Annotated in this window: 25 protein-coding genes and 1 other RNA gene; 21 read left to right on the forward strand and 5 right to left on the reverse strand. The window is 57.4% G+C overall.

All coding sequences use genetic code 11. The features are described from left to right. The first annotated feature begins 379 nt into the window (after window positions 1-379). The 8 genes from VNZ65_RS03525 to VNZ65_RS03560 all read left to right on the forward strand — a co-directional run bounded on the left by VNZ65_RS03525 (window position 380) and on the right by VNZ65_RS03560 (window position 9,834). Window positions 380-1,066 (forward strand): TetR/AcrR family transcriptional regulator, encoded by a 687-nt coding sequence (locus VNZ65_RS03525; protein WP_325666170.1) that lies wholly within the window; start codon window positions 380-382, stop codon window positions 1,064-1,066. 26 nt (window positions 1,067-1,092) lie between these two features. Continuing rightward, window positions 1,093-2,883, forward strand: a complete 1,791-nt coding sequence (locus VNZ65_RS03530; RefSeq protein WP_168231294.1) for an acyl-CoA dehydrogenase C-terminal domain-containing protein — start codon at window positions 1,093-1,095, stop codon at window positions 2,881-2,883. An 86-nt stretch (window positions 2,884-2,969) separates the two neighbouring features. After that, on the forward strand, window positions 2,970-5,357 hold the full coding sequence (locus VNZ65_RS03535) for a 3-hydroxyacyl-CoA dehydrogenase/enoyl-CoA hydratase family protein (protein WP_325666127.1): 2,388 nt from the start codon (window positions 2,970-2,972) through the stop codon (window positions 5,355-5,357). 52 nt (window positions 5,358-5,409) lie between these two features. Continuing rightward, on the forward strand, window positions 5,410-5,775 hold the full coding sequence (locus tag VNZ65_RS03540; RefSeq protein ID WP_325666129.1) for an endonuclease domain-containing protein: 366 nt from the start codon (window positions 5,410-5,412) through the stop codon (window positions 5,773-5,775). Between the two features lie 29 nt (window positions 5,776-5,804). After that, a complete protein-coding gene (locus VNZ65_RS03545; protein WP_325666131.1) occupies window positions 5,805-7,001 on the forward strand; it encodes an acetyl-CoA C-acyltransferase in 1,197 nt (398 codons plus the stop codon). 159 nt (window positions 7,002-7,160) lie between these two features. Continuing rightward, entirely contained in the window at window positions 7,161-7,925 is a 765-nt protein-coding gene (locus tag VNZ65_RS03550; RefSeq protein ID WP_325666133.1) for an enoyl-CoA hydratase, read from the forward strand. Window positions 7,926-8,258: 333 nt separating this feature from the next. After that, a complete protein-coding gene (locus tag VNZ65_RS03555; RefSeq protein WP_325666135.1) occupies window positions 8,259-8,600 on the forward strand; it encodes a hypothetical protein in 342 nt (113 codons plus the stop codon). Between the two features lie 178 nt (window positions 8,601-8,778). Beyond that, on the forward strand, window positions 8,779-9,834 hold the full coding sequence (locus VNZ65_RS03560; RefSeq protein ID WP_325666137.1) for a hypothetical protein: 1,056 nt from the start codon (window positions 8,779-8,781) through the stop codon (window positions 9,832-9,834). 183 nt (window positions 9,835-10,017) lie between these two features. Here the strand turns inward: VNZ65_RS03560 and VNZ65_RS03565 are convergent, their stop codons facing one another. After that, complete coding sequence (locus tag VNZ65_RS03565; RefSeq protein WP_325666139.1) at window positions 10,018-10,734, reverse strand: hypothetical protein; 717 nt, start codon at window positions 10,732-10,734, stop codon at window positions 10,018-10,020. 327 nt (window positions 10,735-11,061) lie between these two features. On the opposite strand from VNZ65_RS03565, the gene VNZ65_RS03570 reads away from it, so the two are divergent. The 5 genes from VNZ65_RS03570 (at window position 11,062) to VNZ65_RS03590 (ending at window position 16,163) form a co-directional block, all read left to right on the forward strand. After that, window positions 11,062-11,271 (forward strand): hypothetical protein, encoded by a 210-nt coding sequence (locus VNZ65_RS03570; RefSeq protein ID WP_325666141.1) that lies wholly within the window; start codon window positions 11,062-11,064, stop codon window positions 11,269-11,271. A gap of 181 nt (window positions 11,272-11,452) precedes the next feature. Next, window positions 11,453-14,131: a type VI secretion system Vgr family protein gene (locus VNZ65_RS03575; RefSeq protein WP_414649035.1), complete on the forward strand. Its 2,679-nt coding sequence runs from the start codon at window positions 11,453-11,455 to the stop codon at window positions 14,129-14,131. Further along, complete coding sequence (locus tag VNZ65_RS03580; RefSeq protein WP_325666143.1) at window positions 14,112-15,047, forward strand: hypothetical protein; 936 nt, start codon at window positions 14,112-14,114, stop codon at window positions 15,045-15,047. Before VNZ65_RS03575 ends, VNZ65_RS03580 begins: the two co-directional genes overlap by 20 nt. Before the next feature lie 22 nt (window positions 15,048-15,069). Further along, the gene (locus VNZ65_RS03585; protein WP_325666144.1) at window positions 15,070-15,579 is read left to right on the forward strand and encodes a hypothetical protein; all 510 of its coding nucleotides are present in this window, start codon (window positions 15,070-15,072) and stop codon (window positions 15,577-15,579) included. An 80-nt stretch (window positions 15,580-15,659) separates the two neighbouring features. Continuing rightward, the gene (locus tag VNZ65_RS03590; protein ID WP_325666146.1) at window positions 15,660-16,163 is read left to right on the forward strand and encodes a hypothetical protein; all 504 of its coding nucleotides are present in this window, start codon (window positions 15,660-15,662) and stop codon (window positions 16,161-16,163) included. A 386-nt stretch (window positions 16,164-16,549) separates the two neighbouring features. Here VNZ65_RS03590 and VNZ65_RS03595 read toward each other — a convergent pair whose 3' ends face one another. The 4 genes from VNZ65_RS03595 to VNZ65_RS03610 all read right to left on the reverse strand — a co-directional run bounded on the left by VNZ65_RS03595 (window position 16,550) and on the right by VNZ65_RS03610 (window position 19,797). Further along, complete coding sequence (locus VNZ65_RS03595; RefSeq protein ID WP_325666148.1) at window positions 16,550-16,699, reverse strand: entericidin A/B family lipoprotein; 150 nt, start codon at window positions 16,697-16,699, stop codon at window positions 16,550-16,552. Window positions 16,700-16,768: 69 nt separating this feature from the next. Next, entirely contained in the window at window positions 16,769-17,440 is a 672-nt protein-coding gene (locus VNZ65_RS03600; protein ID WP_325666150.1) for a MarC family protein, read from the reverse strand. Window positions 17,441-17,579: 139 nt separating this feature from the next. Continuing rightward, entirely contained in the window at window positions 17,580-18,509 is a 930-nt protein-coding gene (locus tag VNZ65_RS03605) for an ornithine cyclodeaminase family protein (protein WP_325666152.1), read from the reverse strand. 19 nt (window positions 18,510-18,528) lie between these two features. Beyond that, complete coding sequence (locus tag VNZ65_RS03610; protein ID WP_325666154.1) at window positions 18,529-19,797, reverse strand: D-amino acid dehydrogenase; 1,269 nt, start codon at window positions 19,795-19,797, stop codon at window positions 18,529-18,531. A 247-nt stretch (window positions 19,798-20,044) separates the two neighbouring features. Between VNZ65_RS03610 and rnpB the strand changes: the two genes are divergently transcribed. The 8 genes from rnpB to VNZ65_RS03650 all read left to right on the forward strand — a co-directional run. Beyond that, window positions 20,045-20,371: RNase P RNA component class A (gene rnpB, locus VNZ65_RS03615), an RNA gene on the forward strand. 131 nt (window positions 20,372-20,502) lie between these two features. Next, window positions 20,503-21,057, forward strand: a complete 555-nt coding sequence (locus VNZ65_RS03620; RefSeq protein ID WP_325666156.1) for a fasciclin domain-containing protein — start codon at window positions 20,503-20,505, stop codon at window positions 21,055-21,057. A gap of 189 nt (window positions 21,058-21,246) precedes the next feature. Next, entirely contained in the window at window positions 21,247-22,407 is a 1,161-nt protein-coding gene (locus VNZ65_RS03625) for an acyl-CoA dehydrogenase family protein (protein WP_325666158.1), read from the forward strand. Further along, entirely contained in the window at window positions 22,404-23,204 is an 801-nt protein-coding gene (locus tag VNZ65_RS03630) for an enoyl-CoA hydratase (protein ID WP_325666160.1), read from the forward strand. Before VNZ65_RS03625 ends, VNZ65_RS03630 begins: the two co-directional genes overlap by 4 nt. Continuing rightward, complete coding sequence (locus VNZ65_RS03635) at window positions 23,204-24,364, forward strand: enoyl-CoA hydratase/isomerase family protein (protein WP_325666162.1); 1,161 nt, start codon at window positions 23,204-23,206, stop codon at window positions 24,362-24,364. The genes VNZ65_RS03630 and VNZ65_RS03635 overlap by 1 nt, the downstream gene beginning before the upstream one ends. A gap of 69 nt (window positions 24,365-24,433) precedes the next feature. Next, window positions 24,434-24,883, forward strand: coding sequence for a DsrE family protein (locus VNZ65_RS03640; protein ID WP_325666164.1), 450 nt, complete (start codon window positions 24,434-24,436; stop codon window positions 24,881-24,883). Between the two features lie 360 nt (window positions 24,884-25,243). Then, window positions 25,244-25,699 carry a DUF2244 domain-containing protein gene (locus VNZ65_RS03645; protein ID WP_325666166.1) on the forward strand — a complete coding sequence of 152 codons (456 nt, stop codon included), beginning with the start codon at window positions 25,244-25,246 and terminating at the stop codon, window positions 25,697-25,699. Window positions 25,700-25,732: 33 nt separating this feature from the next. Beyond that, window positions 25,733-26,177: cytochrome c oxidase subunit II (locus VNZ65_RS03650; RefSeq protein ID WP_325666168.1), on the forward strand; the 445-nt coding region annotated here is incomplete at its 3' end.

The raw sequence follows: 26,177 nt of genomic DNA on the forward strand, positions 1-26,177 counted from the left end.
TGTTGGATAAAGCACAATCCTGAGGCGATTTTCCAATGGCGATCTGACATCGCTTTCGTGCAGTTTTCCCGGTAGCGTGGAACTGCCCGGAGCGTTTCCCAGGCGCTGGCGGCCTTGCGGCGCACGCCAGGCGTCGGACTCAAGCAGCGCAAATGAACTCCCGATCAAATTCGAAGGAGCTCTCGGTAGAACCGCCCCTCTAAGTCGCTGTTTGACATTTCGATTCTGGTGCATAATAGTACGAGCGTTCGCATTCTTGCCGGCATGAGTAACACCATCATGCCAAAGCGAGCAGGCGCCGCTCCTAACCAAAGCTAACCAGAGCCAACCAGGCAGAGACAGGACTATCGTGGCACATACCGACACGCCGCCAAAATTCATGCGTAAAGGCGAAATGACGCGCGCAGCGATCTTGGATGTCGCCATCACGCTGGCCAGCCGCGACGGTCTCGAAGGCCTGACCATCGGTTTGCTGGCGGAAAAAATGAACATGAGCAAATCCGGCGTGTTCGCCCATTTCGGCTCGCGCGAAGACCTGCAGATCGAAGTGGTGAAGCTGTACCACCGCCAGTTCGAACAAGAAGTGTTCTATCCCAGCATCAAGGAAGCGCGCGGCCTGCCGCGCCTGGAATGCATGTTTGCGCGCTGGATCCGGCAGGTGACGATTGAAATCGCCTCCGGCTGCATCTATATCAGCGGCGCGGTCGAGTACGACGACCGGCCCGGTGAAATCCGCGAACAGCTGGTGACCATGGTGCGCACCTGGCAGCTGGCTTTGCACCGTTGCGCGGTGCAAGCAATCGAGGCCGGCCACCTGCGGGCCGACACCGACGCCGACCAGCTGGTGTATGAAATGTACGGCCTGATCCTGGGCTTGCACCACGACGCCCGCTTCCTCAAGAAGGCCGGCAGCGTGGAGCGCGCGCAAAAAGGCTTTGACCGCCTGATCGACAGCTACCGCAACACACAGCCGTCGGCCGCCGGCAGCAAGCCGGCGCTGCAGGATCCCAAGCAAAAAACGAATCAAAAAATCGCTGCCAAGCCGGCAGCCAGATCAATCCAGTAAATACAAACAATCATCAGGAGAGCACCATGGGTCAATACGTCGCGCCACTGCGGGATATGCAATTCGTCATGCACGAGCTGCTGCATGTAGAAGATGAACTGAAACAATTGCCGAAGCATGCCGAGATCGATGCCGACATCATCAATCAGGTGCTGGAAGAGGGCGGTAAATTCACCTCCCAGGTCCTGTTCCCGCTGAACCATTCGGGCGACCGCGAAGGCTGCCACCACGACAAGGCCACGCACACCGTCACCGCGCCAAAGGGCTTCAAGGAAGCCTACAAGCAATACGTGGAAGCCGGCTGGCCATCGCTGTCCTGCGATCCTGAATTCGGCGGCCAAGGCCTGCCGCTGGTGATCAACAATTCGTTCTACGAAATGATGAACTCGGCCAACCAGGCCTGGACCATGTATCCGGGCTTGTCGCACGGCGCCTACGAGTGCCTGCATGCGCACGGCACGCCAGAGCAGCAAGCGCTGTACCTGCCGAAGCTGGTGTCCGGCGAATGGACCGGCACCATGTGCCTGACCGAATCGCATTGCGGCACTGATCTGGGCATGCTGCGCTCGAAAGCCGAGCCGCAGGCTGACGGTTCCTACAGCATCACCGGCAGCAAGATTTTCATCTCGGCCGGCGAGCACGACATGTCGCAAAACATCATCCATCTGGTGCTGGCGCGTCTGCCAGGCGCACCGGAAGGTTCCAAGGGTATCTCGCTGTTCCTGGTGCCGAAGTTCCTGCCGAATGCAGACGGCTCGCTGGGCGCGCGCAATCCGATCACCTGCGGCGCGATCGAAGAAAAAATGGGCATCCACGGCAACTCGACCTGCCAGATGAACCTGGACGGCGCCACCGGCTGGCTCATCGGCAGCCCGCACAAGGGCTTGAACGCGATGTTCGTGTTCATGAACGCCGCCCGCCTGGGCGTCGGCATGCAAGGCCTGGGCTTGACTGAAGTGGCTTACCAGAACGCGCTGGTATATGCAAAAGACCGCATCCAGATGCGCAGCCTGTCGGGCATCAAGGCGCCAGACCGGCCAGCTGACCCGATCATCGTCCATCCTGACGTGCGCCGCATGCTGTTGACGGCAAAAGCGTATGCTGAAGGCGCGCGCGCTTTCTGTTCTTACGTCGCCCTGCAGCTGGACAAGGAACTGAACCACCCGGACGAACAAGTGCGCAAGGACTGCGCCGATGAAGTCGCCCTGCTGACGCCGGTGGTCAAGGCTTTCATCACCGACAACGCCTGGACTGCCACTTCGGAATGCATGCAGGTCTACGGCGGCCACGGCTTCATCGCCGAATGGGGCATGGAGCAATATGTGCGCGATGCCCGCATCAACATGATCTATGAAGGCACCAACACCATCCAGTCGCTCGACCTGCTGGGCCGCAAGGTGCTGATGGACAACGGCGCCAAGCTGAAGAAATTCGGCGCCAAGGTGCAGGCCTTCATCGAAGAGAACGGTGCCGACGAGGCGTTGTCGGAATTCATCACGCCGCTGGCCGATCTTGGCGACAAGGTCAGCAAGCTGACCATGGAAATCGGCATGAAGGCTTTCCAGAATCCGGACGAAGCGGGCGCAGCAGCAGTACCTTACCTGCGCGTAGTTGGCCACCTGGTGTACGCCTACTTCTTTGCGCAAATGGCAAAGATCGCTTTGGCCAAGCAAGATTCGGGCGACAAGTTCTACGTTTCCAAGCTGGCGACCGCACGTTTCTACTTCGCCCGCCTGCTACCGGAAACTGCAATGCTGATTCGTCAGGCACGTTCCGGTTCGGGCAGCCTGATGGCGCTGGACGCAGATTTGTTCTAATGGATTTGTTCTAAATAAGCCGTAAGGCGGGCCTGGCGCCATCGGCGCGGGCCTGCACTCCCAACAGACTGACCAAGGAGAAACAAGTGTCGAATTTCATCGTTAAAAAAGTCGCCGTGCTCGGCGCCGGCGTGATGGGCGCGCAAATCGCCGCCCACTGCCTGAACGCCAAGGTGCCGGTGGTGCTGTTCGATCTGCCAGCCAAGGAAGGCCCGAAAAACGGCATCGTCCTGCGCGCTATCGAAAACCTGAAGAAGCTCAGCCCTGCGCCTCTGGGCAACAAGGATGACGCTTCCCTGATCGAAGTCGCCAACTACGAAGACAACCTGGATGTGCTGGCCGGCTGCGACCTGATCATCGAAGCCATCGCCGAACGCATGGACTGGAAGCACGACCTGTACAAGAAGGTCGCACCGCACATTGCACCGAACGCGATTTTTGCTTCCAACACTTCCGGCCTGTCGATCACCGCCTTGTCGGAAGGTTTCGACGCTGAACTGAAAGCACGCTTCTGCGGCGTCCACTTCTTCAACCCGCCACGCTACATGCACCTGGTGGAACTGATCCCGACCGCCACCACCAAGCCAGAGATACTAGATCAGCTGGAAGGCTTCCTGGCGTCCACGCTGGGCAAGGGCGTTGTGCGCGCAAAAGATACCCCTAACTTCATCGCCAACCGCGTGGGTGTGTTCGGCATCCTGTCGACCGTGCACCAGGCTGAAAAATTCGGCCTGTCGGTGGATGTTGTCGATGACCTGACCGGCGCCAAGCTGGGCCGCGCCAAGTCCGGTACTTTCCGTACCGCCGACGTGGTCGGCCTGGACACCATGGGTCATGTCATCAAGACCATGCAGGACACTCTGAAGGACGATCCTTTCTACGGCGTATACGCGACGCCGCCGCTGCTGGCCAAGCTGGTCGAGCAGGGCGCGCTGGGCCAGAAGACCGGCGCCGGTTTCTACAAGAAGGTCGGCAAGGACATCCTGCGCATCGACGCCGCCAAGGGCGAGTATGTGACCGGCGGCGGCAAGGCCGACGAACTGGTCGCACGCATCCTGAAAGACAAGGATCCGGTCAAGCGCATGAAAACCCTGCGCGAATCGACCAACCCGCAAGCGCAGTTCCTGTGGTCCATCTTCCGTGACGGCTTCCATTACATCGCCGTCCACATGGAATCCATCGCCGACAACGCGCGCGACATCGATTTCGCCATGCGCTGGGGCTTCGGCTGGAGCGTAGGCCCATTCGAAATCTGGCAAGCCGCCGACTGGAAGCAGATCGCCGGCTGGGTCAAGGAAGACATCGACGCCGGCAAGGCACTGTGCAATGCACCGCTGCCAGCCTGGGTATTCGACGGCCGCACCGGCGTGCACGCTGCCGACGGCTCCTACTCGCCAGCGAAGAAAGCCAATGTCGCCCGTTCCACCTTGCCAGTCTACGAGCGCCAGGTATTTCGCGCACCGTTGCTGGGTGAAGGCGTCGCCGACGGCAAGACAGCCGGCAGCACCGTCTTCGAAGACGACTCGGTACGCGCATGGCATCAGAACGACGACGTCCTGGTCCTGTCTTTCAAGACCAAAATGCACGTGATCGGACCTGGCGTCATCGCCGGTCTGAACAAGGCAGTCGCCGAAGCAGAAAAGAACTACAAGGGCCTGGTGCTGTGGCACGCGGATGCAGCTGAAGGCGGCGCGTTCTCTGCCGGCGCGGATCTGCAATCGATGCTGCCATTGTTCATGTCGGGCGGCGCCAAGGCGATCGAACCGATGGTCGCTGAATTGCAGCAAGCCTTCATGGGCCTGAAGTATGCAAGCGTCCCGGTAGTTGCAGCAGTGGCCGGTTTGGCGCTGGGCGGCGGTTGCGAACTGGCGCTGCACACAGCCAAGCGTGTCGCATCGATCGAATCGTATATCGGCCTGGTCGAAGTCGGCGTTGGCCTGATCCCGGCCGGCGGCGGCTTGAAGGAAGCGGCAGTACGCGCAGCCAACGACGCCAAGGGCAACGACATCCTGCAATTCCTGAAGACTTCGTTCATGAGTGCAGCCACGGCCAACGTCTCGAAATCGGCGCTGCAAGCCAAGAGCATGGGCTACCTGAAAGCCGACGACGTGATCGTGTTCAACGCCTACGAGCTGCTGCACGTAGCCAAGGTTGAAGCACGCGCCATGTTCGACGCCGGCTACCGTCCACCGCTGAAGGCGCAGATCCCGGTCGTAGGCCGCGACGGCATCGCCACCATCCTGGCGCAGCTGGTCAACATGCGTGACGGCGGCTTCATCTCGGCACACGACTACAAACTGGGCCACATGATTGCCAACATCGTTTGCGGCGGCGAAGTCAACGAAGGCAGCATCGTGAATGAACAATGGTTGCTGGACCTGGAGCGCAAAGCGTTCGTCGAACTGCTGAACAACCCTAAGACGCAAGAGCGGATCATGGGCATGATGCAGACCGGTAAGCCGGTGCGCAATTAACGAACAGCTCCCTCCCCTTGAAGGGGAGGGTCGGGGTGGGGATGGGTTTCCAATGCAAGGCCAAACCAAGGTTTTTACGAAACTCGCAGCAAAGCAGTTGAGAAAGACGATGACCGATGCGGAACGCAAGCTCTGGCATCGTCTGCGTGGCCAGCAACTTGGAGTGAAGTTCCGTCGGCAGCACCCCTTTGGAGATTACGTACTTGATTTTATTTGTGTGGAGCGGTGCCTGGTAATCGAAGTAGACGGCTCACAGCACATTGAGAATCAGGAAGACGAAGAGCGGACCAGGAGATTGCAAATAGCGGGTCTTACGGTTCTGCGTTTTTGGAATAACGAAGTATTGAATGAGACGGAGATGGTTGTTCAGGCGATCTGGCATGCCTTGAACCCATCCCCACCCCAGCCCTCCCCTTGAAGGGGAGGGAGTCACAAGGAGAATGTGAAATGAGCAAACAACTTCAAGAAGCCTATATCGTTTCGGCTACCCGTACGCCAATCGGCAAGGCGCCGCGCGGCATGTTCAAGAACACCCGCCCGGACGACCTGCTGGTGCGCGTCATGCAATCCGCCATGGCCCAAGTGCCAGGCCTGGATCCAAAGCTGGTGCAGGACGCCATCATCGGCTGTTCCTTCCCTGAAGGCGCGCAAGGCCTGAACATGGCGCGTAACGCCGTGCTGCTGGCCGGCCTGCCGAACACCATCGGCGGCGTTACCGTCAACCGCTACTGCGCATCCGGCATCACCGCGATCGCCATGGCGGCGGACCGCATCCGCGTCGGCGAAGCCGATGTCATGATCGCCGGCGGCGCTGAATCGATGTCGATGGTGCCGATGATGGGCTTCCATCCTTCGGTCAACATGAATGCATTCAAAGATGAAAACGTCGGCATGGCCTACGGCATGGGCCTGACTGCAGAAAAAGTCGCCCAGCAATGGAAAGTCTCGCGCGAAGCGCAAGATGCCTTCTCGGTGGAATCGCACCGCCGCGCCATCGCCGGCCAGCAAGCCGGCGAGTTCAAGGATGAAACCACGTCCTTCGACATCATCGAGCGCTTCCCGAACCTGGCCACCGGTGAGATCGACATCAAGAACCGCACCGCCGACCGCGACGAAGGCGCACGCGCCGAGTCCAGCATGGAAACGCTGGGCAAGCTGAAGGCAGTGTTTGCCGCCAAAGGCACCGTCACCGCAGGCAACAGCTCGCAGATGTCGGACGGCGCCGGCGCCCTGATCCTGGTCAGCGAAAAAATCCTCAAGGAATTCAACCTGACTCCGCTGGCCCGTTTCGTCTCGTTCGCAGTACGCGGCGTACCACCGGAAATCATGGGCATCGGTCCTAAGGAAGCGATCCCGGCAGCGCTGCGCGCCGCCGGCCTCACCCAAGACCAGCTGGACTGGATCGAACTGAACGAAGCATTCGCAGCGCAAGCGCTGGCAGTGATCCAGGACCTCGGCCTGGATCCAGCCAAGGTCAACCCATTGGGCGGCGCCATTGCGCTGGGCCACCCGCTGGGCGCAACCGGCGCCATCCGCGCCGCCACTGCGATCCACGGCATCCGCCGCCGCAACCAGAAATACGGCATGGTCACCATGTGCGTTGGCGCCGGCATGGGCGCTGCAGGTATTTTCGAACGCATGTAATTGTTTGAACCAGCGTTTGAACCAGCGTTTGAATTAGCAGATTGTCATAAGCAATCGTAAAAAACAAAAAAGCCGTGCAACTATCCTCAGCACGGCTTTTTTGTCTTCTCTCACTTAATCATGCCGCCGCGAATCGCGCGCGCTGAACCGGAGCACCAGATGGATATTTTGACCAGCAAGGAAAACGGCATCCTGACGATAGAATTCAACCGTCTCGAAAAGAAGAACGCCATCACCGCCGCCATGTACCAGACCATGGTCGACGCCCTGAAAGATGCAGAGACAGACAACGCGGTGCGCGCCATCCTGTTCCTCGGCAAGCCGCAGATCTTCAGCGCCGGCAACGACCTCGAAGATTTCATGAAGAACCGCCCCACCGGCACCGATAGCCCGGTGTTCCAGTTCCTGTGGCAGATCAGCCATGCCAGCAAGCCGATGGTAGCGGCAGTCGCCGGCGCCGCGGTCGGCATCGGCACCACCCTGCTGATGCATTGCGACCTGGTCTACGCCGCCGACAACGCCCGCTTCTCGATGCCGTTCACGCAGCTGGGCCTGTGCCCGGAAGCCGCCTCCAGCCTGATCCTGCCGCAGATCGCAGGCTATCAGCGCGCAGCCGAAAAGCTGTTATTGGGCGAAGCCTTCACGGCAGAAGAAGCTGCCTCCATGGGCCTGGTCAACAAGGTCTTGCCGGCAGAAGAACTGCTGGCGTTTGCGCGGGCGCAGGCAGCCAAGCTGGTGGCTTTGCCGGCGGCGTCTATCCGCATCACCAAGCGTTTGATGAAGGGTGGGCAGACTGCTGAGGTGGAAGCGCGGATGGCGCAGGAGATTGAGCATTTCGGCGCCATGTTGAAAGCGCCTGAAGCGGCTGAAGCGTTTACTGCGTTTTTTGAGCGGCGTAAGCCTGATTTCAGCAAGTTTTGCTGATTGGTGTTTTCATTGCAAGCATAGAGAGCCCGACTATAAGTCGGGTTTTTTATGGGTGCTTAGTATGTCGGCATGTCGGAATACTGCATGGTATCGATTTCTGTAACGCACGCCGGACAGTGGCATCAAGTGTAGTATCTCAAACTTGACCTGATATCAGATGTAAGGTCAGGTTCGGAGCGCCCCTCAATACAATCGGCTGGAATCGGTCATGTAGGGTGGTCGAGATGTCGCGCCGAGTAGCTGAAGTTCTGGTTGCACGATGTGCCTGTAAAACGTTGCTTGTGTTTCCCGCCATCGCTAGAAATTATTTGTTTGAATTGGAATAATCAAATGCGTACTACAGCACTCATAGTAGCGATCGTCAGCCTAGCCGGATGTGCAAACACCGGCCCCGTTCCTATCGGAAAAGATGCGTATACAGTGTCAGTGCGTGTGCCGTTCTCAGATCCATCTGGAGCGAAGGGGGATGCATTGAAAGAAGCGAACACATTTTGTATCTCGCAAGGAAAACGAATGCTGTTGCAGACTCAAAAATCTTACGAGTGCGCGTTGCACGGCGGATGCGGGGAGGCGGAAATTACGTTTTTGTGTTTGAACGAGAATGACCCGCGTTATACGGCTGCTTACCAAGTGCGCAAGGACAATGGAGTCACCGCCATTGAGAATAAGTGAGCGTCCGTTGCCGGCCAATTCCAGACGGTGGTGAAATTTCCATAAAGCGGTCGTTCAAGCGATCTCCGTGTATGCGGCTGCCTTGTTTGTGAGAGCCAGATTGGCAGGTTGCATTCTGTCATGATGCAAATCGGCCAGGAACAGACATCAGACTACCAGCACTTTAATGTTAATTACAGTGAACGACCACAAAATGATCTTATCCTCAAAACTCATTCAAGTATTGGCAGGCGCAATACTCTGCGCGGCAACGTTTGGGTGTGCCGCTATTAGCGATCAGCGCGGTGCCGTAGTCGTTCAGACGTTTCCTGATTGTTCTGCGCCGGATCCCCGAAATCCGGAGTTTGGAAATCGAGCATTCATCGCGGACAATGGTCTCGCGCTCGTTCTGCAATGTGCCGACGGCACCGCGAGAGCATGGGAGGCAAAGCAATCGAAGACGATTAATTTGGGAAAAGTGACTCTATTTTCTGCGGCGGCCAAACTGGGAATTATTCCATCTGACATTCGTTGTGCCGGATTTTCAGGTTTTACCCCCGATGGGGATTGCGATGTCATTGATCATACAAAAGATTGGTCTGCATACATCGTCAGGGCCATGGGCAATACTTATAGCGTTGTTAATGCATCGTCAGAAACCCCAAAAAGGTTGAACGTTTATACGGGAGGAGTTTTACTGCCGCGAGCTGGTCCAGCGAGTGATGTTGTTTTGGGGCAGGACAGCTCTCGTAAAGGACTTGAAATTCGATCATTTTTGAATTGGTCAGCAAAGCCATTTGTTAAACCACTTCTTAGAAATGGGTTTTTTCAAAGTACTGAAACTGATATAGACAAAATCTTTTACTCTGACGCGCATGACCTATTAATCTTGTCATGCGATGGCGTATTTATCTATTTTGAAGATGATGTTGCATTGGTTCGAGCCTACAGCCTCGACGGTACAGAGCGCTGGACAATACGAAAACACCTGCCAAAGCCTAAAGAAAGTGGAGGCCTACATGAAGGGTTCACTAGTATCCACGCTTGGGTAAAGCTATTCGCAGGAGGGCGTTATGCAACAATGAATTCGTCCGAAGAACGCCCCTCATTTGACATCATAGATCTCGGGACCGGCAAGACAGTCGCGTCATTGGCGGGTGACCCTATCGCCACGGCAGCAATAGGGAATCGCATTCTGATACGCACTTTTTCCGGTGAATTTGCGCTAATTGATGTAGGAAAGGTCGTCCAATAATCTGTTGTAGGCGGCGCCCCTGCTTCGCAAATACACACCTAAACCGGTGTATTGAATGTCCGCTTTCTTGAAATCGCTATGACCGATTTGGGTCGTTAGCGGACGTAGATTCCTACAACGAATGCAAGCTCAAGTCTGAGCTAAGACACGTAAAGAGAAGTGAGCAATTTCAACATCGGCACCTCATTTTCCCAGCAGCTCCAGAGAATGATTCCATTCCGCAGCCCACCCATACAAAAAATCATGCGTATGAAAAGCTCTTTTCAGCTGCGATATCGGCACCCGATACACATCGTTTAATCCCAGCGCCAAGGTAACCGGATTCCACACGGCCTTGTTCTTCGCTTTTTTAGCACTGCCCTTAATCCTCGCGCCTTCATCGCCGAATATACCGCCGCCATCGCTAAGGGCCTGCGCCAGATCAAATTTCACCAGGCTGGCAAACGCCATCAGCACCTGCTCTTTGTTGATGCCAGTCTGCGATTCCATTGCCGCTTCAATCTTGATTGGTTGTGCCTTGGCTTCGGCCTCGCGCTTTAGCTTGCCTGGCATGCGCTCCAGATCTTTTTTCAGAAAACGCAACTCGTGCAAAGCCCTGCGAAAGCCTGGAGGCTTGAGTTGCGCCACGATCTTATAGACGTCTTTGGTGATCGTGATGAGCACATCTTCGCTGCTGGCCGCGAGCCGTCTGGTATCGCCTTCGAAAAAGATCGGCGCCGCATAACCGCCGTTGGCGTCGCCGAAGAGCTCCGGATAGTCGGCGTCATAGTCCAGCCAGACGTAAGGGATCAGGCCGTTTTCTATCAGGCGCGCCAATGTCCATGGCTCGCCGGTTTGCTGTGCAAGCCATTGGCAGGCTTGCTCAGTGGTTGCCCGAAATGGTAGTTCGATGTTTGTCATTTTTCTTTCTTTCACATGCCAGCGTCAATGCCGGCATTGCTTCGGGCAACTGAGGATAAGCGCCAGGCTCTCCTCACATTATGCTTTTTCTTAAATATCGATTGAGCGTGTTTTAAATGCTGCGTATTTTTTTGGCGATGCTAATGTAATGCATGCTGGGTTTGCATCGTTGCGCAGGAAAAGATGGTTCCTGAATGATGAGGTGAGCACAGCGCTTGCAACTTGCCTGCGCAGCATGGGCGGGCAAGGCAAGAAGCGCGGCACGAAGATGCTACCAACATCAACGCGCCGCTAACCACAAACAACTTAATACACTTGGAGTTGAATATGGCTAAGCGCAATCATACGCGAGACCTCCGCACGCCCACAACCGATGATCCGGCACAACGGCTCACGGTCTCTTTCTACCAAGAACAAAATCCCGACGTTTTCTGGATCCGGCTATGTGGCGTCGGTGTGGCGCGCACCGGCTTCACGCCTGATTCGCTCTTGCGCGTCAGGATCATGCCGGGCTGTCTGATCATCACCAGCAACTGAGTTCCGCCTCCGCACGAAATCTGACGACAAGACTACGCCGCCTCTCGATTGTGCATCGACTTGGTTTGGGAGGCGGCTCTTTTGTTTTCATGAAGCTCGCAGTTAAATGTTATCTATTGTCGTTTGCATAACGCTATTACGTGTGCTAAAAAGACATCATAAAATAACTGGGGCGAGACGAATGATGGGGTATGCACAGATTTTTCTGGAGGCACTACGACCAGGCAGTAATCGACAGCACAATAGGATTCTTCGCTTATCGTTCCCGCATGGCGATGGGCCAGAAGCCCCGCTCCTGGTCAATAAGTTCGACGCGGTCGAGAGCCTGTCCCGCGATTTTTCCTATACGCTCGATTTATTGTCCGATGCCCCTGACCTAGCCCTCAAGGACCTGCAGGGCAAGCTGTTCAGCGTAGAGCTTGTTCGTGGCGATGGCAGCCTCAGATTTTTCACAGGTTTTTGCTTCGAGTTCAGTTTGCTCCGTACCGATGGCGGAATTTCCTTCTATCAGGCCAAATTAGGGCCGTGGCTGCAGTACCTGCGCCTGCGCACCGATAACTACATTTTTCACGGCAAGACCCTTCGAGAACAGCTGGAAATCATCTTCGCCGACTACGGCACGTTGCCATCCTGGGACTTCCAGGTCAGCGGCGAAGACGCCGCAATGACCGACGCGACTCAGTTCGGCGAAAGCGATTATAACTACATCCATCGACGCCTCGAATTTCGCGGAATTTTTTATCGCTACGCGCATACTGACCAGGGCCACAAGCTGGTCATCATGAATGACACGACCCGGGCCGAGCCGATCGACGGCGGCCCGGAGATCAAGTTCCAGCGCCATGGCGGCGCCACCGAAGAAGACGGCATCGGCGAATTTTCATCGAGGCGGAAAATTGTCCCCAGCAGCTTCACGCTGGGAGGATTCAACTTCAAAAATCCGAAGCCATTCAGCGCCGGCGTGCCGACCCTCAACAAGCAGGGCAGCGTGCCTGACATCGAGGTATATGAATATGCCGGCGCCTACGGTGTCAAGAATACGCAGGACGCTGACAACCAGTCGCGGCTGCGCATGGAAGAGATCGAGGCGACGGGCAAGCATTTTGAAGCGGTAGGCAATAACCGCTTCGTCATCCCCGGCTGCTGGTTCCGTCTGACCAATCACTTTGCTTTCAATCTGTTCGCCAGCCGTGAGGATGCCGCCAAGAGCGAATTTCTGATTATCTCAGTGCATCATGTTGCGACCAATAATTATCTGCAAGAGGCTGACGAACAAGCCAGCTATACGAACACCTTCACCTGCATTCGCAAAGCCATTCCCTGGCGGCCGGGGCGCGGCTTCAACAGCGTCGACACCAAGATCAACTACCCGCAAACCGCCACGGTGGTGGGGCCAAATGGGCAGGGTTCCGTGTTTACAGATGAATACGCGCGCGTCCGTGTCCAATTCCACTGGGACCGCGTCGGCACCAACGATGAAAAGAGTTCTGCCTTCGTCCGTGCAGCCAGTCCCTGGGCTGGTGCTGAACTGGGTAGCCAGTCGATTCATCGCGTCGGATCCGAAGTTGTCATCATGTATTTGGACGGCAACCCCGACCGCCCTCTGATCACAGGCAGCGTCTACAATCGGCGCAACATGCCGCCGTGGAAGTTGGCCACGCAGCAATCGCTGATGGGCTTCCGCAGCCGCGAACTAACGCCTGACGGCGGCAATCGGCCAGGCGGGCGCTCGAACCACGTCATCCTCGATGATTCTAATAAAAACATACAAGCACAAATCAAGAGCGACGCCCAACACTCGCAGTTGAGTTTGGGTCAGATCACCCGCATCGAGGACAACGCTGGGCGTAAGGACGCGAGGGGTGACGGCTGGGAAATTAGGACTGACGGCCATGGCGTCGCGCGTTCAGCCAAGGGCATGCTGATCACCACCGAGGCCCGGTTTGGCGCCGCTGCCCATATGACCGACATGGGCGAGACGGTACAGCGCCTTACCTCAGCGCGTGACCAGCACGAAACGCTGGCCGACATGGCGCAGCAGGCTGGCGCCCAGGATAAGGCTGGGCAGCAAGTCGATATCGCCAAAATCCTGAAAGCGCAGAACGATGCAATCAAGGGCAATGGCGTCAGCGGCGACGGCACCTTCCCTGAGCTATCGGAACCACACCTGGTGCTGGCCAGCCCGGCCGGCGTCGAGACCACCACCAGCGGAAGCACCCATATCGCAAGCGGTGACCATACCGCCATTACCACCGGCAAGAGCCTGTCGATCGCCAGCGGCGGCAGCCTGTTTGCCAGCATTCGCCAGACATTCCGTTTGTTTGTTCAAAAGGCGGGCATAAAAATGGTTGCTGCGGCTGGCAACATCGAAGTACAGACGCTGACCGATAGCATCAATCTCCTGGCAAAACTGAATATCACCCAGACCGCCAATCGCATCAAGATCACTGCTAAGGAAGAGGTAGTGATCAACGGCGGAGGCAGTTACGTCAAATTCAATGCTGGCGGCATTGAGCATGGAACGAACGGCGCTTATGTGGCGCACGCCGCGATGCATAGCTTGCCAGGGGCAAAGAGTCTGCCTATTGTTATTAACCCGACGACAGCGGAAATTAACGGCCATAGCGCTCAATTCATTCTTCGATCTCCCAAAGGTCGCCCAATGGCGAACTATCCCTATGTCATGGAATCTGCCGAAGGTCATCGTTTTGAGGGTCTTACTGATAAGGACGGGAAAACCGAACGCGCCTATACACCGCAGGCAGTCAAATTTTCCGTAAAGAAGAACCCAAAAATAACGGACAACGATATTCAAACACCTGAAAGAGCTGACCGAGACTATGACGAATTCGACGAATGAGCCGCTAGGCACAACCACGGCGGACAAAGATCATACGAGAGTTGAGGAAGTAGCGATCGTTTGTGCATGCAATCGAGATATCACGCTGGATGAATTGCGAGAAGCGTATCAAGAGCGGAAAAAGGAAATTCTGGAAAAATTTCTTCCTGATTTGAATGCAACGTTTACGAGCTATGAAATTACCAGCTGTCTAAAGAAGGCGCATTTTCTGGCACAGGTAGGACACGAATCTTCCGAATTCTTATTTACTGCGGAAATACTTAAGAAAGGCGTTGAGGAAAAGGACGTGTACGACGGCTATAAAGGCCGAGGTTTGGTGCAGTTGACGTGGAAAAAAAACTATGAATCCTACGGGGCGGCTGTTAAAACTGATTTTCTCGATGCTAACAAGGTAAAGCTTGAGGAAGTGAAGTGGGCAACTGACTCGGCCGGTTGGTATTGGAGGCATGCAGGCAGTGCTCATGATATCGATCTAAATCCTTTCGGTGACCAGAACGATATTGTGTATATATCAGCTGCGATCAATGGCGGATTTAATGGGTACGAAGGTAAATCAACTTCTAGGCTTAAATTGCTGAAGAATGCCGTCGCTGCGCTGCATGTTAAAGCGTGCCCACAACTCGATGCGTTATTTGCAGCATTCCCCGAGGCCGAAAAATTCGACTATGATTCTTATCCCTTGGAAAAGAGCAATGCGTATAACGTACATGACATGTCGTTCGCTTGGGGATATTGGCACGATCCGAAATCGAAGATGGAGGGTGTAAAGAAGGATTCGGCACAGGCAAAAATTGGCTATAGTCGATATCTGAAGCTGCTCGAAACACATCCATCAAAGGCAAAATTGGGCAGATTTGGCATGACGCGAGCGAATATGAAGAAGCACGCGGAAAAGCGTGTCGGCGAACTACCCTAGAATTTTTATTAAAGGACAGTATATGAAATTTTGTGCTCTATCTCTCCTGTGTTTTTCGTCAAGTTTTGCTATGGCTGACGGCGTAAAGATAGGCGCCGACGTTGCCGATGAAGTGATTCACAAAATAGACGCGGAAAAAATTGCGGACGACATTTACACGCCTAATGCCTATCACTTCATAAAAAAAGATCAAAGCACCCCGACATGCTCACTTGTTGACAGAAAAAAACCAAATAACCTATTGGAAATAATGTCGCCGGAGGAAATGGAATATCCCAACTGCAATAAAATCTGGCAGCCGATTATCGCCAAGATTGGGAATGATTATTTTGCGGCGTACAGATATGACGTTGAAGACCCTAAGAAAGTGTTCACCCCGTCCTATCAATTGGTGAAAATCACAAGCGACGGCTTTTATAAGTGCAAGCAAGACGACTCTATCAGTGAGCGGCTCCTGCAGAAAAAGGCAAAGACTGCAGTGGCAGTTGTGGAAATCGTCAAGAAAATCGGATGTACGGCGGTTGCACCATAAGCACAAGCGATTACGTAAGTCGAAAACTAAGGCCGCCGCTCGATGCCAGCGGCCTCCCAAAAAGACAAGGGAAAAGCTCTATGTTGAAGTATTTCGTTTTAATCGCATCCCTGTCGTTGCTTGCATCCTCCGCATTTGCCGAGGATGAGGACGGAGATATCACGACACGCTTCGGTGCGCTACAAATAAACGATGAGAACGTGCTTCTGTATAAAAACAAGCCATTGAATCCTTTGATTCAGGGGAACAGTAGTCTCCAGGAAGTCGGCACCTATCAACTCGGAAAGGATGATGTGGTTCTCATTCAAAACAACGGTGGGAGTGCCTGTCCTGTCCAACTTTACTTCGTTACCGTTTCAGCTTCAGGCGCGAAAGCGACGCCATCATTTGGAACTTGCACCGATTACTTTGTTGTTAAAAAAATGGCGGATTCGATTAAAGTAACAATGCCAGCATGGATCGGATTAATGGCCCCATATGACCTGCAAAGAAAGGTTGATAAGGAAAAACATCATGTTTTCCTTTTTAAAGCTGGCGTAATGACTGAGAACGGGGGACCGCTTCGATCGAGCTTGCCGCCGTAAGATCTTGGCAGCAGACGCTTACGGCCACCGTTCAGGTGGCCTTTTCTTATTCTCCTAACCTCCGCCGCACGAGTGACGGCCCCCCATCGGCTCGAGGTCACTCCATCCAAACCTTGTTATCGGAGGCATCCCGCTTGCGCCACAGGATTGGCTGACAGAATGCGGGCGCAACCGATCGCAAGCGTGCGCACTTTTGCTGGCCAGTCGAAAAGATAAATGCGGGGCGATGATGGCATATGCGACCTGCATCAGTCGCATAAATTGGGAAGAGAATTTTTGTCAGAGTCTGGATGACGATGGAGACTATATGCTGCTAAGTATTGCTGCAACGGGACCGGCAAGGAGCGACCAACAAAACGGCCCGCCCCATGCCAATCTACCGAGAATTACATCTTCTTCTGCACATCCTGCGCAGCATCCTGCACCTTTTCACCGCCGGTCTGCACATCCTTACCCATGCCAGATACCGTGTTGCAAGCGGATATTGCGCCGAACATGCCGAACATCGCTGCGATTACCATGACTTTCTTGATCATTTCGAGATCTCCATGTGGGTTGGTGAGGCAATAATATTATCATCAGCGCCCGCTTTGTCCACGCTTAAATCAATGCGCTTGCCATATCATCAAGAGGCCGCTGACGCCGTCCCACAGAATCTGCACGCCGATGCAGAGCAGGATGAACGAGGTCATGCGCTGCATGACGGTGGTGCCGGTATCGCCCAGAAGACGGATCAAAACGCCGGCGAAGCGGTTGCTCAGGTAGACCGCTAGCGCCGCCAGCGCCAGGCCGACTACGGCGGCTACCAGCGATAGCGGCAGCGGCACGTTGGGCACGCGCACGCCGGCGCCTAGGGTGATGGCGACCGAGATCGAACCGGGTCCCACGGTGAGCGGAAACGCCAGCGGATAGAACGCTTTTTTGGAGGCCAGTTCTTCGGTCCAGAGCGACTCCGGCACGGCTTCGCCTTTCGGCATTTCGTCGGAGTTCAGCATTTTCCAGGAGGTGGCCACCACCAGCAGGCCGCCGGCTACCTTCACTACCGGCAGTGACAGGCCGAAGAAGGCCAGCACGTGGGTGCCGATGAACATGCCGCCTACCAGCAGCAGGAAGGAATTGATGGCGACCCGGCGCGCCAGCGCATTGCGGGTGGCGTCGGAGGCGGTGATGGTGAGTGAATGGAAAATCGGGGCGCCGCCGGGCGGGTTCATGATCGGCAATAGCGCCGCCAGCACAAAGAGCACCGTCTTCATGAAGCTGAGTAAGTGGAATTCCATGTGTGCCGGTCGTCGGTAATCGTGCATTGACTGCCGCCGGCGATTTTTATCGCCGGCGGCAGTGAGAGCCCGATTCTAGACCGCCGTCCTGGCGGCGGCAAGTCATGTCATGCCGCCCGGCGCGTAGGAATGGCCCCGCTTACCAGCCGAAACGTTCGCAGGCGCGGCGGTAGACCAGGCCGGAGAGGGCGATGTCTTCGACGCCGACACCGATGGCCTTGTAGATCACCAGGTCGTCGGGCTGGCGTTGGTAGCCGCTGCTGCCGTCGACAATCTGTCCCAGTTCCCACACATTCTCCCAAGCGAAAGTGCCTGGCTGGCACAGCAGCAGGTCGCCGGCTTCCTGCTGCGCTTGCGGCTTCCATTCCACTACCAACGCGTTGGCGCGGGCAATCGCGCGGTCGTCGAGTTCGCGCAGGTTGCCTTTGCTGGCGCCGACGGCGGCGACGAAAGCGCCGGGCTTGAGCAGGTCGCCGGAGAACAACGGTGTAGCCGAGCGGGTCACGGTCACCACCACGTCGCCCGACTGCGCGGCTTCATCAATGCTGACGGCGCGCGCCGGCACGCCGGTCTGCTGTGTGATCTGTTCTGCAAACTGCTGCTGGCCGCTGCGGCCGGCGATCAGGATTTCCTTGAACTGGCGCACCGCCAGCAGCGCCGGCACATGCGAGTGGCCCTGGACGCCGGTGCCGATCACTGCCAGCGTGGCGGCGTCCGGCCGGGCCAGATGGTCGGCGGCGACGGCGGTGGCGGCAGCGGTGCGCAGGCCGGTCATGGTGTCGGATTCTATGGTCGCCAGCGGCCGGCCGTCTTCGGTGGAAAACAGCACGGTGACGAAATGAAATTTGCCGTTGACTGTGGTGTAGACCTTGTAGCCGGCAATGCCGGCGGCGGGCAGCAGGGCGCCCATGCTGGACATCATCAGCGGACCGTTGCTGCCGGCGGCGCTGGTGCGCATGCGCGCTTGCTGCGCGCCCTGGCCTATGCCCTGGAAGGCCTGGCGCATGGCATCGATCGCATCGCTGGTATTGATCAGTTCGGCGACTTGCTGGTTGGTGATGAGTTTCATGTTTGTCCTCGGCCTATGGTTAGGATTGGAATGCAAAGGGACTGGCGTCGATGGCCGTGGCTTTACCGGCAATCAGTTGCGCCAGCAGGCTCGCGCTGCCGTGCGCCAGGGTCCAGCCGAGGCTGCCGTGGCCGACGTTCAGGTACAGGTTCTTCAGCGGCGAGGCGCCGACGATGGGCACGCCGCTCGGTGTCGCCGGCCGGAAGCCGGTCCATGGCGAGAGGCCGGCGCTGTCCGCCAGGTCGGCGCAGCCGGGAAACAGTTCGTTGACGCCGCGCTTCAGTTCGTCGATGGCGGTGGCCGGGATGCTGCGGTCCATGCCGACCAGTTCGACGCGGCCGGCGACGCGCAGGCGGTCGCCGAGCCTGGCGTAGACGATTTTCTTGGCGAGGTCGGTGATCGACACTTGCGGCGCCGCGGCCTGATGGCTGGCTTCGTGCAAGGGCACGGTGATGCTGTAGCCCTTGAGCGGATACAGCGGCAGCGTGAAGCCGGCCTGGCGTGCGAAGCCGGCGCTGTCGGCGCCGAGCGCCAGCACGAAGGCTTCGGCTTCGATTTTTTCGGCGCCGGCATACACCGCTGCCAAGGCGCCGTTGCGCATTTCCAGCTTGCCGATGCGTTGCGAGTGGGCGAAGCGGAAGCCGGACTGCTGCGCCATCGCCGCCACCAGCTGCTGGCAGAATCTGGCGCAATCGCCGGCTTCTTCGCTCGGGGTGTAAACACCGCCGGCCCAGTTGCGCTTGGCGCCGGCCAGCGCCGGTTCGATCTGCAGGCAGCGGTCATGGTCGATGATCTCTTGCTGGCAACCGTGCTGCGCCTGGAAGTCGATTTGCCTGCGTGCGCCTTCCAGTCCTTTGGCGTCACTGTAGAGCACCAGCTTGCCAGCGGTGCGGTGCTGGAAATCGAGCGGGACGGCGGCGGTCAGCTGCTGCAACTGGTCGCGGCTGAAGGAAGACAGCTGCAGCAGGTCGATAGTGGTCTGGCGCACCCGCTTGCTGTTGCAGGCGCCGAGGAACTGCAGCAGCCAGCGCCATTGCGCCGTGTCCATCTTGGGCCGCAGGGTCAGCGGTGAATCTGCGCTGAACAGGTATTCCGGCCAGTGCGTCCACACCGAGGGATCGGCCAGCGGCGCTACGTACGAATAGCTCAGCTGCGCGCCGTTGCCGAGGCTGGTCTGGCTGCCGGGCTGCGCCGCCGCGTCGACCAGGGTCACCGTATGGCCGGCTTCCAGCAGGCGGTAGGCGGAGGTGACGCCGATGATGCCGGCGCCGAGTACGCAGATGTGCATGGGTTCTATCCTGTTGCGCAAGGTTTGAAGGCGTCGTTGCAAGCAGCCGCGCCGTCGCTGCATCAGGCGCGTTTTGCACCGCAATAATTCCTGAATACTATACGTAGCCGCATCGCTTCTGTCTCATGCCAATTTGGCATCGCCGGGCAGCGTAAAGTGCCGTAAATCGCCGTCCTTCATCAAATAATAGCGAAATATCAGCATGCCATTGGCGGACCTGGCCGCGCATTGCGGTAGAATGCCGCCTGAAGTAAGCCAAGACAGCCGCTGGCTGGCGCTGCAAGGCGCCGGCGGGAGGAAGGTCCGGACTCCATAGAGCAGGGTGACGGTTAACGGCCGTCCGCCGCGAGGCGAGGAATAGGGCCACAGAGACGAGCGTATTAAGTTACGGTGAAACGCGGTAACCTCCACCCGGAGCAATCTCAAATAGGCACGCGTTGATGTTGCTCGCGGAGCGTGCGGGTAGAGAGCTTGAGCGCTGGAGCAATCCAGCGCCTAGAGGAATGGCTGTCATAACGCGAGGGCGCAAGCCTGAACGTCGTAACAGAATCCGGCCTATCGGCTTACTTCACCTCTTCCGGCAATGCAGTTTTTGCATTGCCATCTTCTTGCATGATTTTTTTGAATCCGGCGAATCCAGTTTCGGCACAGTTGCGTATATGACTGTGCAGGCTCCGAAACTGACTCTCATTCTAAGGAATCATCATGCGCAAACTTACCTATGCTTTGACTTTATCCGCCGCTTTGATCGCCGCGAGCGCGGCCCGTGCTGAAGACACCGTGATGGTGGGCGGCCAAAGCATGTACCCCAGCAAGGACATCGTCGATAACGCCGTCAATTCGGCCGACCATACCACCCTGGTGGCCGCGGTAAAAGCCGCCGGCCTGGTCGATACCCTCAAGGGCAAGGGCCCGTTCACCGTCTTCGCCCCAACCAATGCCGCTTTCGCCAAGCTTCCGGCCGGCACTGTGGAAACCCTGGTCAAGCCTGAAAACAAGGCAACCCTGACCAAGATCCTGACCTACCACGTGGTGCCGGGCCGCTATGGCTATGCCAAGCTGGAAAGCGAAATCAAGAAGGGCGGCGGCAAGGCTGAACTGGCGACCGCCAGCGGCGGCAAGCTGACCTTCATGCAGAACGGTCCGCATAACATCTACGTCGTCGACGATGGCGGCCATGTCGCCAACATCAGCACCTATGATGTGAATCAGTCGAACGGCGTGATCAACGTCATCGATACCGTGTTGCTGCCTAAATAAGCAGGACACAGCAGGATTCAAGCGTTTCAGTGGCAGCGAGTTGGGCGACGGCATTCTCCCCGTCGCCCTTTTTTCGTCTAAAGGGGGTGGGTGACGTTTACGTTAACGTCAATTATTGCTATTCTGCTGGGATATAAATTGCCGTCAGCAGCAATCACTGCCCCTTATTCGCTTTGGAGAGAGACCACCATGGATTTTGAATTATCAGAAGATCAACGCGCATTCCAGCAGACCGCGCGTGATTTCGCCGCAGGAGAATTGGCGCCGCATGCAGCTAAATGGGACGCCGAGGCGATTTTCCCGGTGGATGTCATCGCCAAGGCAGGCGAGCTGGGCTTTTGCGGCTTGTACACGCCGGAAGAAGTGGGCGGCCTGGGTTTGTCGCGGCTTGACGCCACCATCGTGTTCGAGGAACTGGCGCGCGGCTGCACATCGACTACCGCCTACCTGACGATTCACAACATGGTGAGCTGGATGATCGCCAACTGGGCGACGCCGGCCGTGAAAGACGCCTGGTGCGGCAAGCTGGCAGTCGGCCAGAAACTCGGGTCCTACTGCCTGACTGAACCGGGCTCGGGCTCCGATGCCGCGTCCCTCAAGACCAGCGCGGTGCTGACCGACGGCCATTACGTCATCAACGGTTCCAAGGCGTTTATCTCAGGCGCGGGCTCCACCGACGTGCTGGTGCTGATGGCGCGCACCGGCGCCGGCGGCGCGCATGGCGTCTCGGCCTTCGTGGTGCCTGCCGATGCGCCTGGCATCAGCTACGGCCGCAAGGAAGAAAAGATGGGCTGGAACAGCCAGCCGACCCGCACCATCAGCTTCGACAACGTACGGATTCCTGCCGACCATTTGCTGGGGCAGGAGGGCGAAGGCTTCCGGCTGGCGATGCGCGGCCTCGACGGCGGCCGCATCAACATCGCCACCTGTTCGGTCGGCACCGCCCAGGCGGCGCTGGATGCGGCGCATGCCTACATGAGCGAGCGCCGCCAGTTCAACCGGCCGCTGTCGGATTTCCAGGCGCTGCAATTCAAGCTGGCCGACATGCAGACCGAACTGGTCGCAGCGCGCCAGATGGTGCGCCTGGCAGCCTGCAAGCTGGACGCCAAGGATCCCAACGCCACAACTTACTGCGCAATGGCGAAACGCTTCGCCACCGATATCGGCTTCCAGATCTGCAATGAAGCGCTGCAGATCCATGGCGGCTATGGCTATATCCGCGAATATCCGCTGGAGCGCCATTTCCGCGACGTCCGCGTGCACCAGATCCTGGAAGGCACTAACGAAATCATGCGCGTGATTATCGCCCGCCAGTTGCTGGGCAATGCATCCAACGAGGACATCCGATGAGCACTTCTTACAGCGACGCGAGCTATACCAACCTGCGCCTGGAAATCATCGGCCACACGGCCGTGGTGACGATGGCCAATCCGCCCGCCAACACCTGGACCGGCGACGCCCTGCGCGACCTGACGCGGCTGGTGCAGGCGCTCAACGCCGACAACAATATCTATAGCCTGGTGCTGACCGGCGAAGGCGAGAAATTCTTTAGCGCCGGCGCCGACCTGAAACTGTTTGCCGACGGTGACAAGGTCATGGCGCGCGAGATGGCGCGCCGCTTTGGTGAAGCATTCGAAACCTTGTCGGCGTTCCGTGGCGTTTCGATTGCCGCCATCAACGGTTACGCCATGGGCGGTGGCCTGGAATGCGCGCTGGCTTGCGATCTGCGCATCGCCGAAGAGCAGGCGCAGATGGCGCTGCCGGAAGCCGCGGTCGGCTTGCTGCCTTGCGCCGGCGGCACCCAGAACCTGCCATGGCTGGTGGGCGAAGGCTGGGCCAAGCGCATGATCTTGTGCGGCGAACGCGTCAATGCCGAAACGGCATTGCGCATCGGCCTGGTGGAAGAGCTGGTGAAAAAAGGCGAGGGCCGCCAGCGCGCATTGGTGCTGGCCGAGCAGGTCGCGCGCCAGAGTCCGTCCAGCGTCAGCGCTTGCAAAAAATTGATCCAGGGCGCACGCGCCAATCCACTGGCCACTTTGCTGCCGGTGGAGCGCGAACTGTTCCTCGATCTGTTCGATACCAAGGACCAGAAGGAGGGCGTCAACGCCTTCCTGCAAAAACGTTCGCCAGTATGGAGTAATGAATAATGGCAGATGTCATCCATCAAGCGGCGCCGGCCTTGTTTGAAGAGCTGACGGCAGCCAATGGCAAGCGCATCGGCGTCGCTACCCTGAACATTGAAAAGACCTTGAACGCGATCTCGCTGGAAATGGTCGACCTGCTCGATGCGCAACTGCGCGCCTGGGCCGGCGATCCGCAGATCGCCATGGTGCTGCTGCAGGCGGCCGGGGAAAAGGCCTTCTGCGCCGGCGGCGACTTGCAGGGTTTGTACCGCACCATGCTGGACCAGCACGCATCGGGCCAGAGCGCGGACATCAAGAGCAATCCCTACGCCTGCGATTTCTTCGAGCGCGAGTATCGCCTCGACTACCTGATCCATACCTATCCCAAGCCGATGCTGGCCTGGGCCCACGGCATCGTGATGGGCGGCGGCATCGGCCTGATGGCCGGCGCCAGCCATCGCGTGGTGACCGAGAAATCGCGCCTGGCGATGCCTGAAATTACGATCGGTTTGTATCCCGATGTCGGCGGCACCTGGTTCCTGAACCGCATGCCAGGCCAGCTGGGTCTGTTCCTGGCATTGACCGGCGCCTCCTTCGGCGCGGCCGACGCCATCTTCACCCGCCTCGCCGACTATCAGCTGGAGCACAGCCAGAAGCAGGCGCTGCTGGCCACCTTGCTGGAGCAGCCGTGGGATGGCAAGCAGGACGATGTGCTGCTGACGCGCGCATTGCTGGCTGCCGAGCAGCAGGCGCAGCCGGCATTCGCCGCCGCGCCAACGCCGTTGCGCCAGCACTTCGAATTGATACATCAGCTGTGCAGCGCGCCGACGCTGGATGAAGTGGTGCACAACATCGTCGGCCTGCAAACCGACGACGCCTGGCTGCAAAAAGGCATCGCTACGCTGGTCGCCGGTAGCCCGGCTTCGGCCTGGCTGTCGCATGCGCTGCAAAAGCGCGCGCTGCACATGTCGCTGGCCGAAGTGTTCCGCTTGGAATACGTGGTGTCGCTGCATTGCGCCGCCCGCACCGATTTTGCCGAAGGCATACGGGCGCTGATCATCGACAAGGACCGCCAGCCGAAATGGCAGCCCGCCACCCTGGCGCAAGTCGGCCAGGATTGGGGCAACGGCTTTTTCGACGACCCATGGACAGAGAAAGATCACCCGCTGGCGGATTTGGGTTAAGGTTGACTGCCTGGACGGCCTTGGCCAAGGCCGTCCTATCCTGTTTCATTTTTCCGACCGGGAGTGACGATGCAACGACGCAGCATCCTGTGGACCATGTTTTCTTCGATCGGCGCCGCTTCCGTGCTGGCGGCGACTGCCAGGCCGGCGCATGCCGCCGCAGTGGATAAAGCCAAGGTCGCCTATCACTTGAGCGAGCAGGGCAGGGTCGCCTTCGTGCTCGGCAATATCCAGAGCCATTTCGAAGGCATGGGCGGCCCGGACAAGGTGAAAATCGTGCTGGTGATACACGGCGCGGCGCTCAGGGCCTTTCATGCCGCAGAGGCCAGCCAGGAGTTCAGCGCCCAGGTCGCCCAGCTGGCCAAGACCGGCCTGGAGATGAGCGCTTGCATCAACACCATGAAGGCGCAGAAGGTCGAACTTAAAGACCTGCTGCCGGGTTTCGCCGTGGCGGACAAGGGCGCGGTGGTGATGCTGGCAGACCTGCAATCGCAGGGCTACGCCTATTTGCGGCCTTGAGGCCGCTCCCTTTCTTGATGGAATCGATTAGCATGCCGCTGGCCGGCAGAAAATCGACTCTGACCCTAATTGTTTTTAAGATATAAAAGAAAGTGTTGTCAATTTGCCTCGTCAGGCTGGTCGCGGTCCTGGCAGATATACTGGTTTTCGCATATAGCGACTATCAGAAACCGGTTATTGCGGGGCGTGCCGGGTGCGGGCCTGGGGCTGGCTGTACGGCTTGAAAGCGGGGTTTGAAGGGGATTTGCGAGGCCGTTTCAGGGGTTTTGATTCTCCTTGATAACAAGTTCCTTTAGCCCTTATACTTCAAAGGTTTTAGCTTGTGCGTACAGGCAACATGCTTGATGTCGATGGTGCATCATGATTAAGCGAGAATGGGACTTGAGGCGTAACTGCGCTATCGCGCCGCGCCAGCTTGGTTTTTTCTACGTAATCCTCTGTGCGACCTCGATGGCCGTGGCGATAGCTTTTACCTTGCGCGGCGCCTGGTTCGTATTACTGTTCGCGGTGCTGGAAATGTCGGCGGTTGCTGTCGCATTCCTGATTTACGCGCGCCACGCTACGGACCGCGAGCATATTGCGATGCTGGACGACTATCTGCTTGTAGAACTGATACAGGCACAGGAAATTCGACAATTTAAACTGGATTTGCGTTCCATCCGGATTGCAGTGCAGGAGAAAAGCAAGGGCCTCATCGGCCTGGAAGCACTGGGCACACGGGTAGAAGTAGGCCAGTTTTTGACGGAATGGAAGCGGCGTGAGTTTGTGCGAGAGCTGAAGCAGGAGATACAGCGCAGATCATTGCCTGGTGCTTGATAAAATTATAATTTTTGGGCTTTTGAGGAAATCATGGAATATGCGAAGCGCCTTACATCGTTGACGCTCGGTGCGTCGCTCCTGGCGGCAGCAATGCCTTCATGGGCGGTGGTCGATAGTCCGGGTGGTCCTAAAGTACTCGGGATGAACTTTCAGCCGCCAGTCACCGAAATTGCACAGCAAATCTACGATCTGCACAATTTGATGCTGATCATCTGCCTGGTGATTTTCCTGGCGGTTTTCGGGGTGATGTTCTATTCCATCCTGAAGCACCGCAAATCGCTGGGCGCCAAATCGGCCAGTTTCCATGAAAGCACCGGCGTCGAAATCGCCTGGACTGTGATTCCTTTCCTGATCGTCATCGGCATGGCTTTGCCGGCCACCAAGACGGTGGTGGCGATGAAAGACACCTCCAATGCCGACATCACCATCAAGGTCACCGGCATGCAATGGAAATGGGGCTATGACTACCTCAACG

The organism is Collimonas sp., from assembly GCF_035566555.1.
Classification (GTDB): domain Bacteria; phylum Pseudomonadota; class Gammaproteobacteria; order Burkholderiales; family Burkholderiaceae_D; genus Collimonas.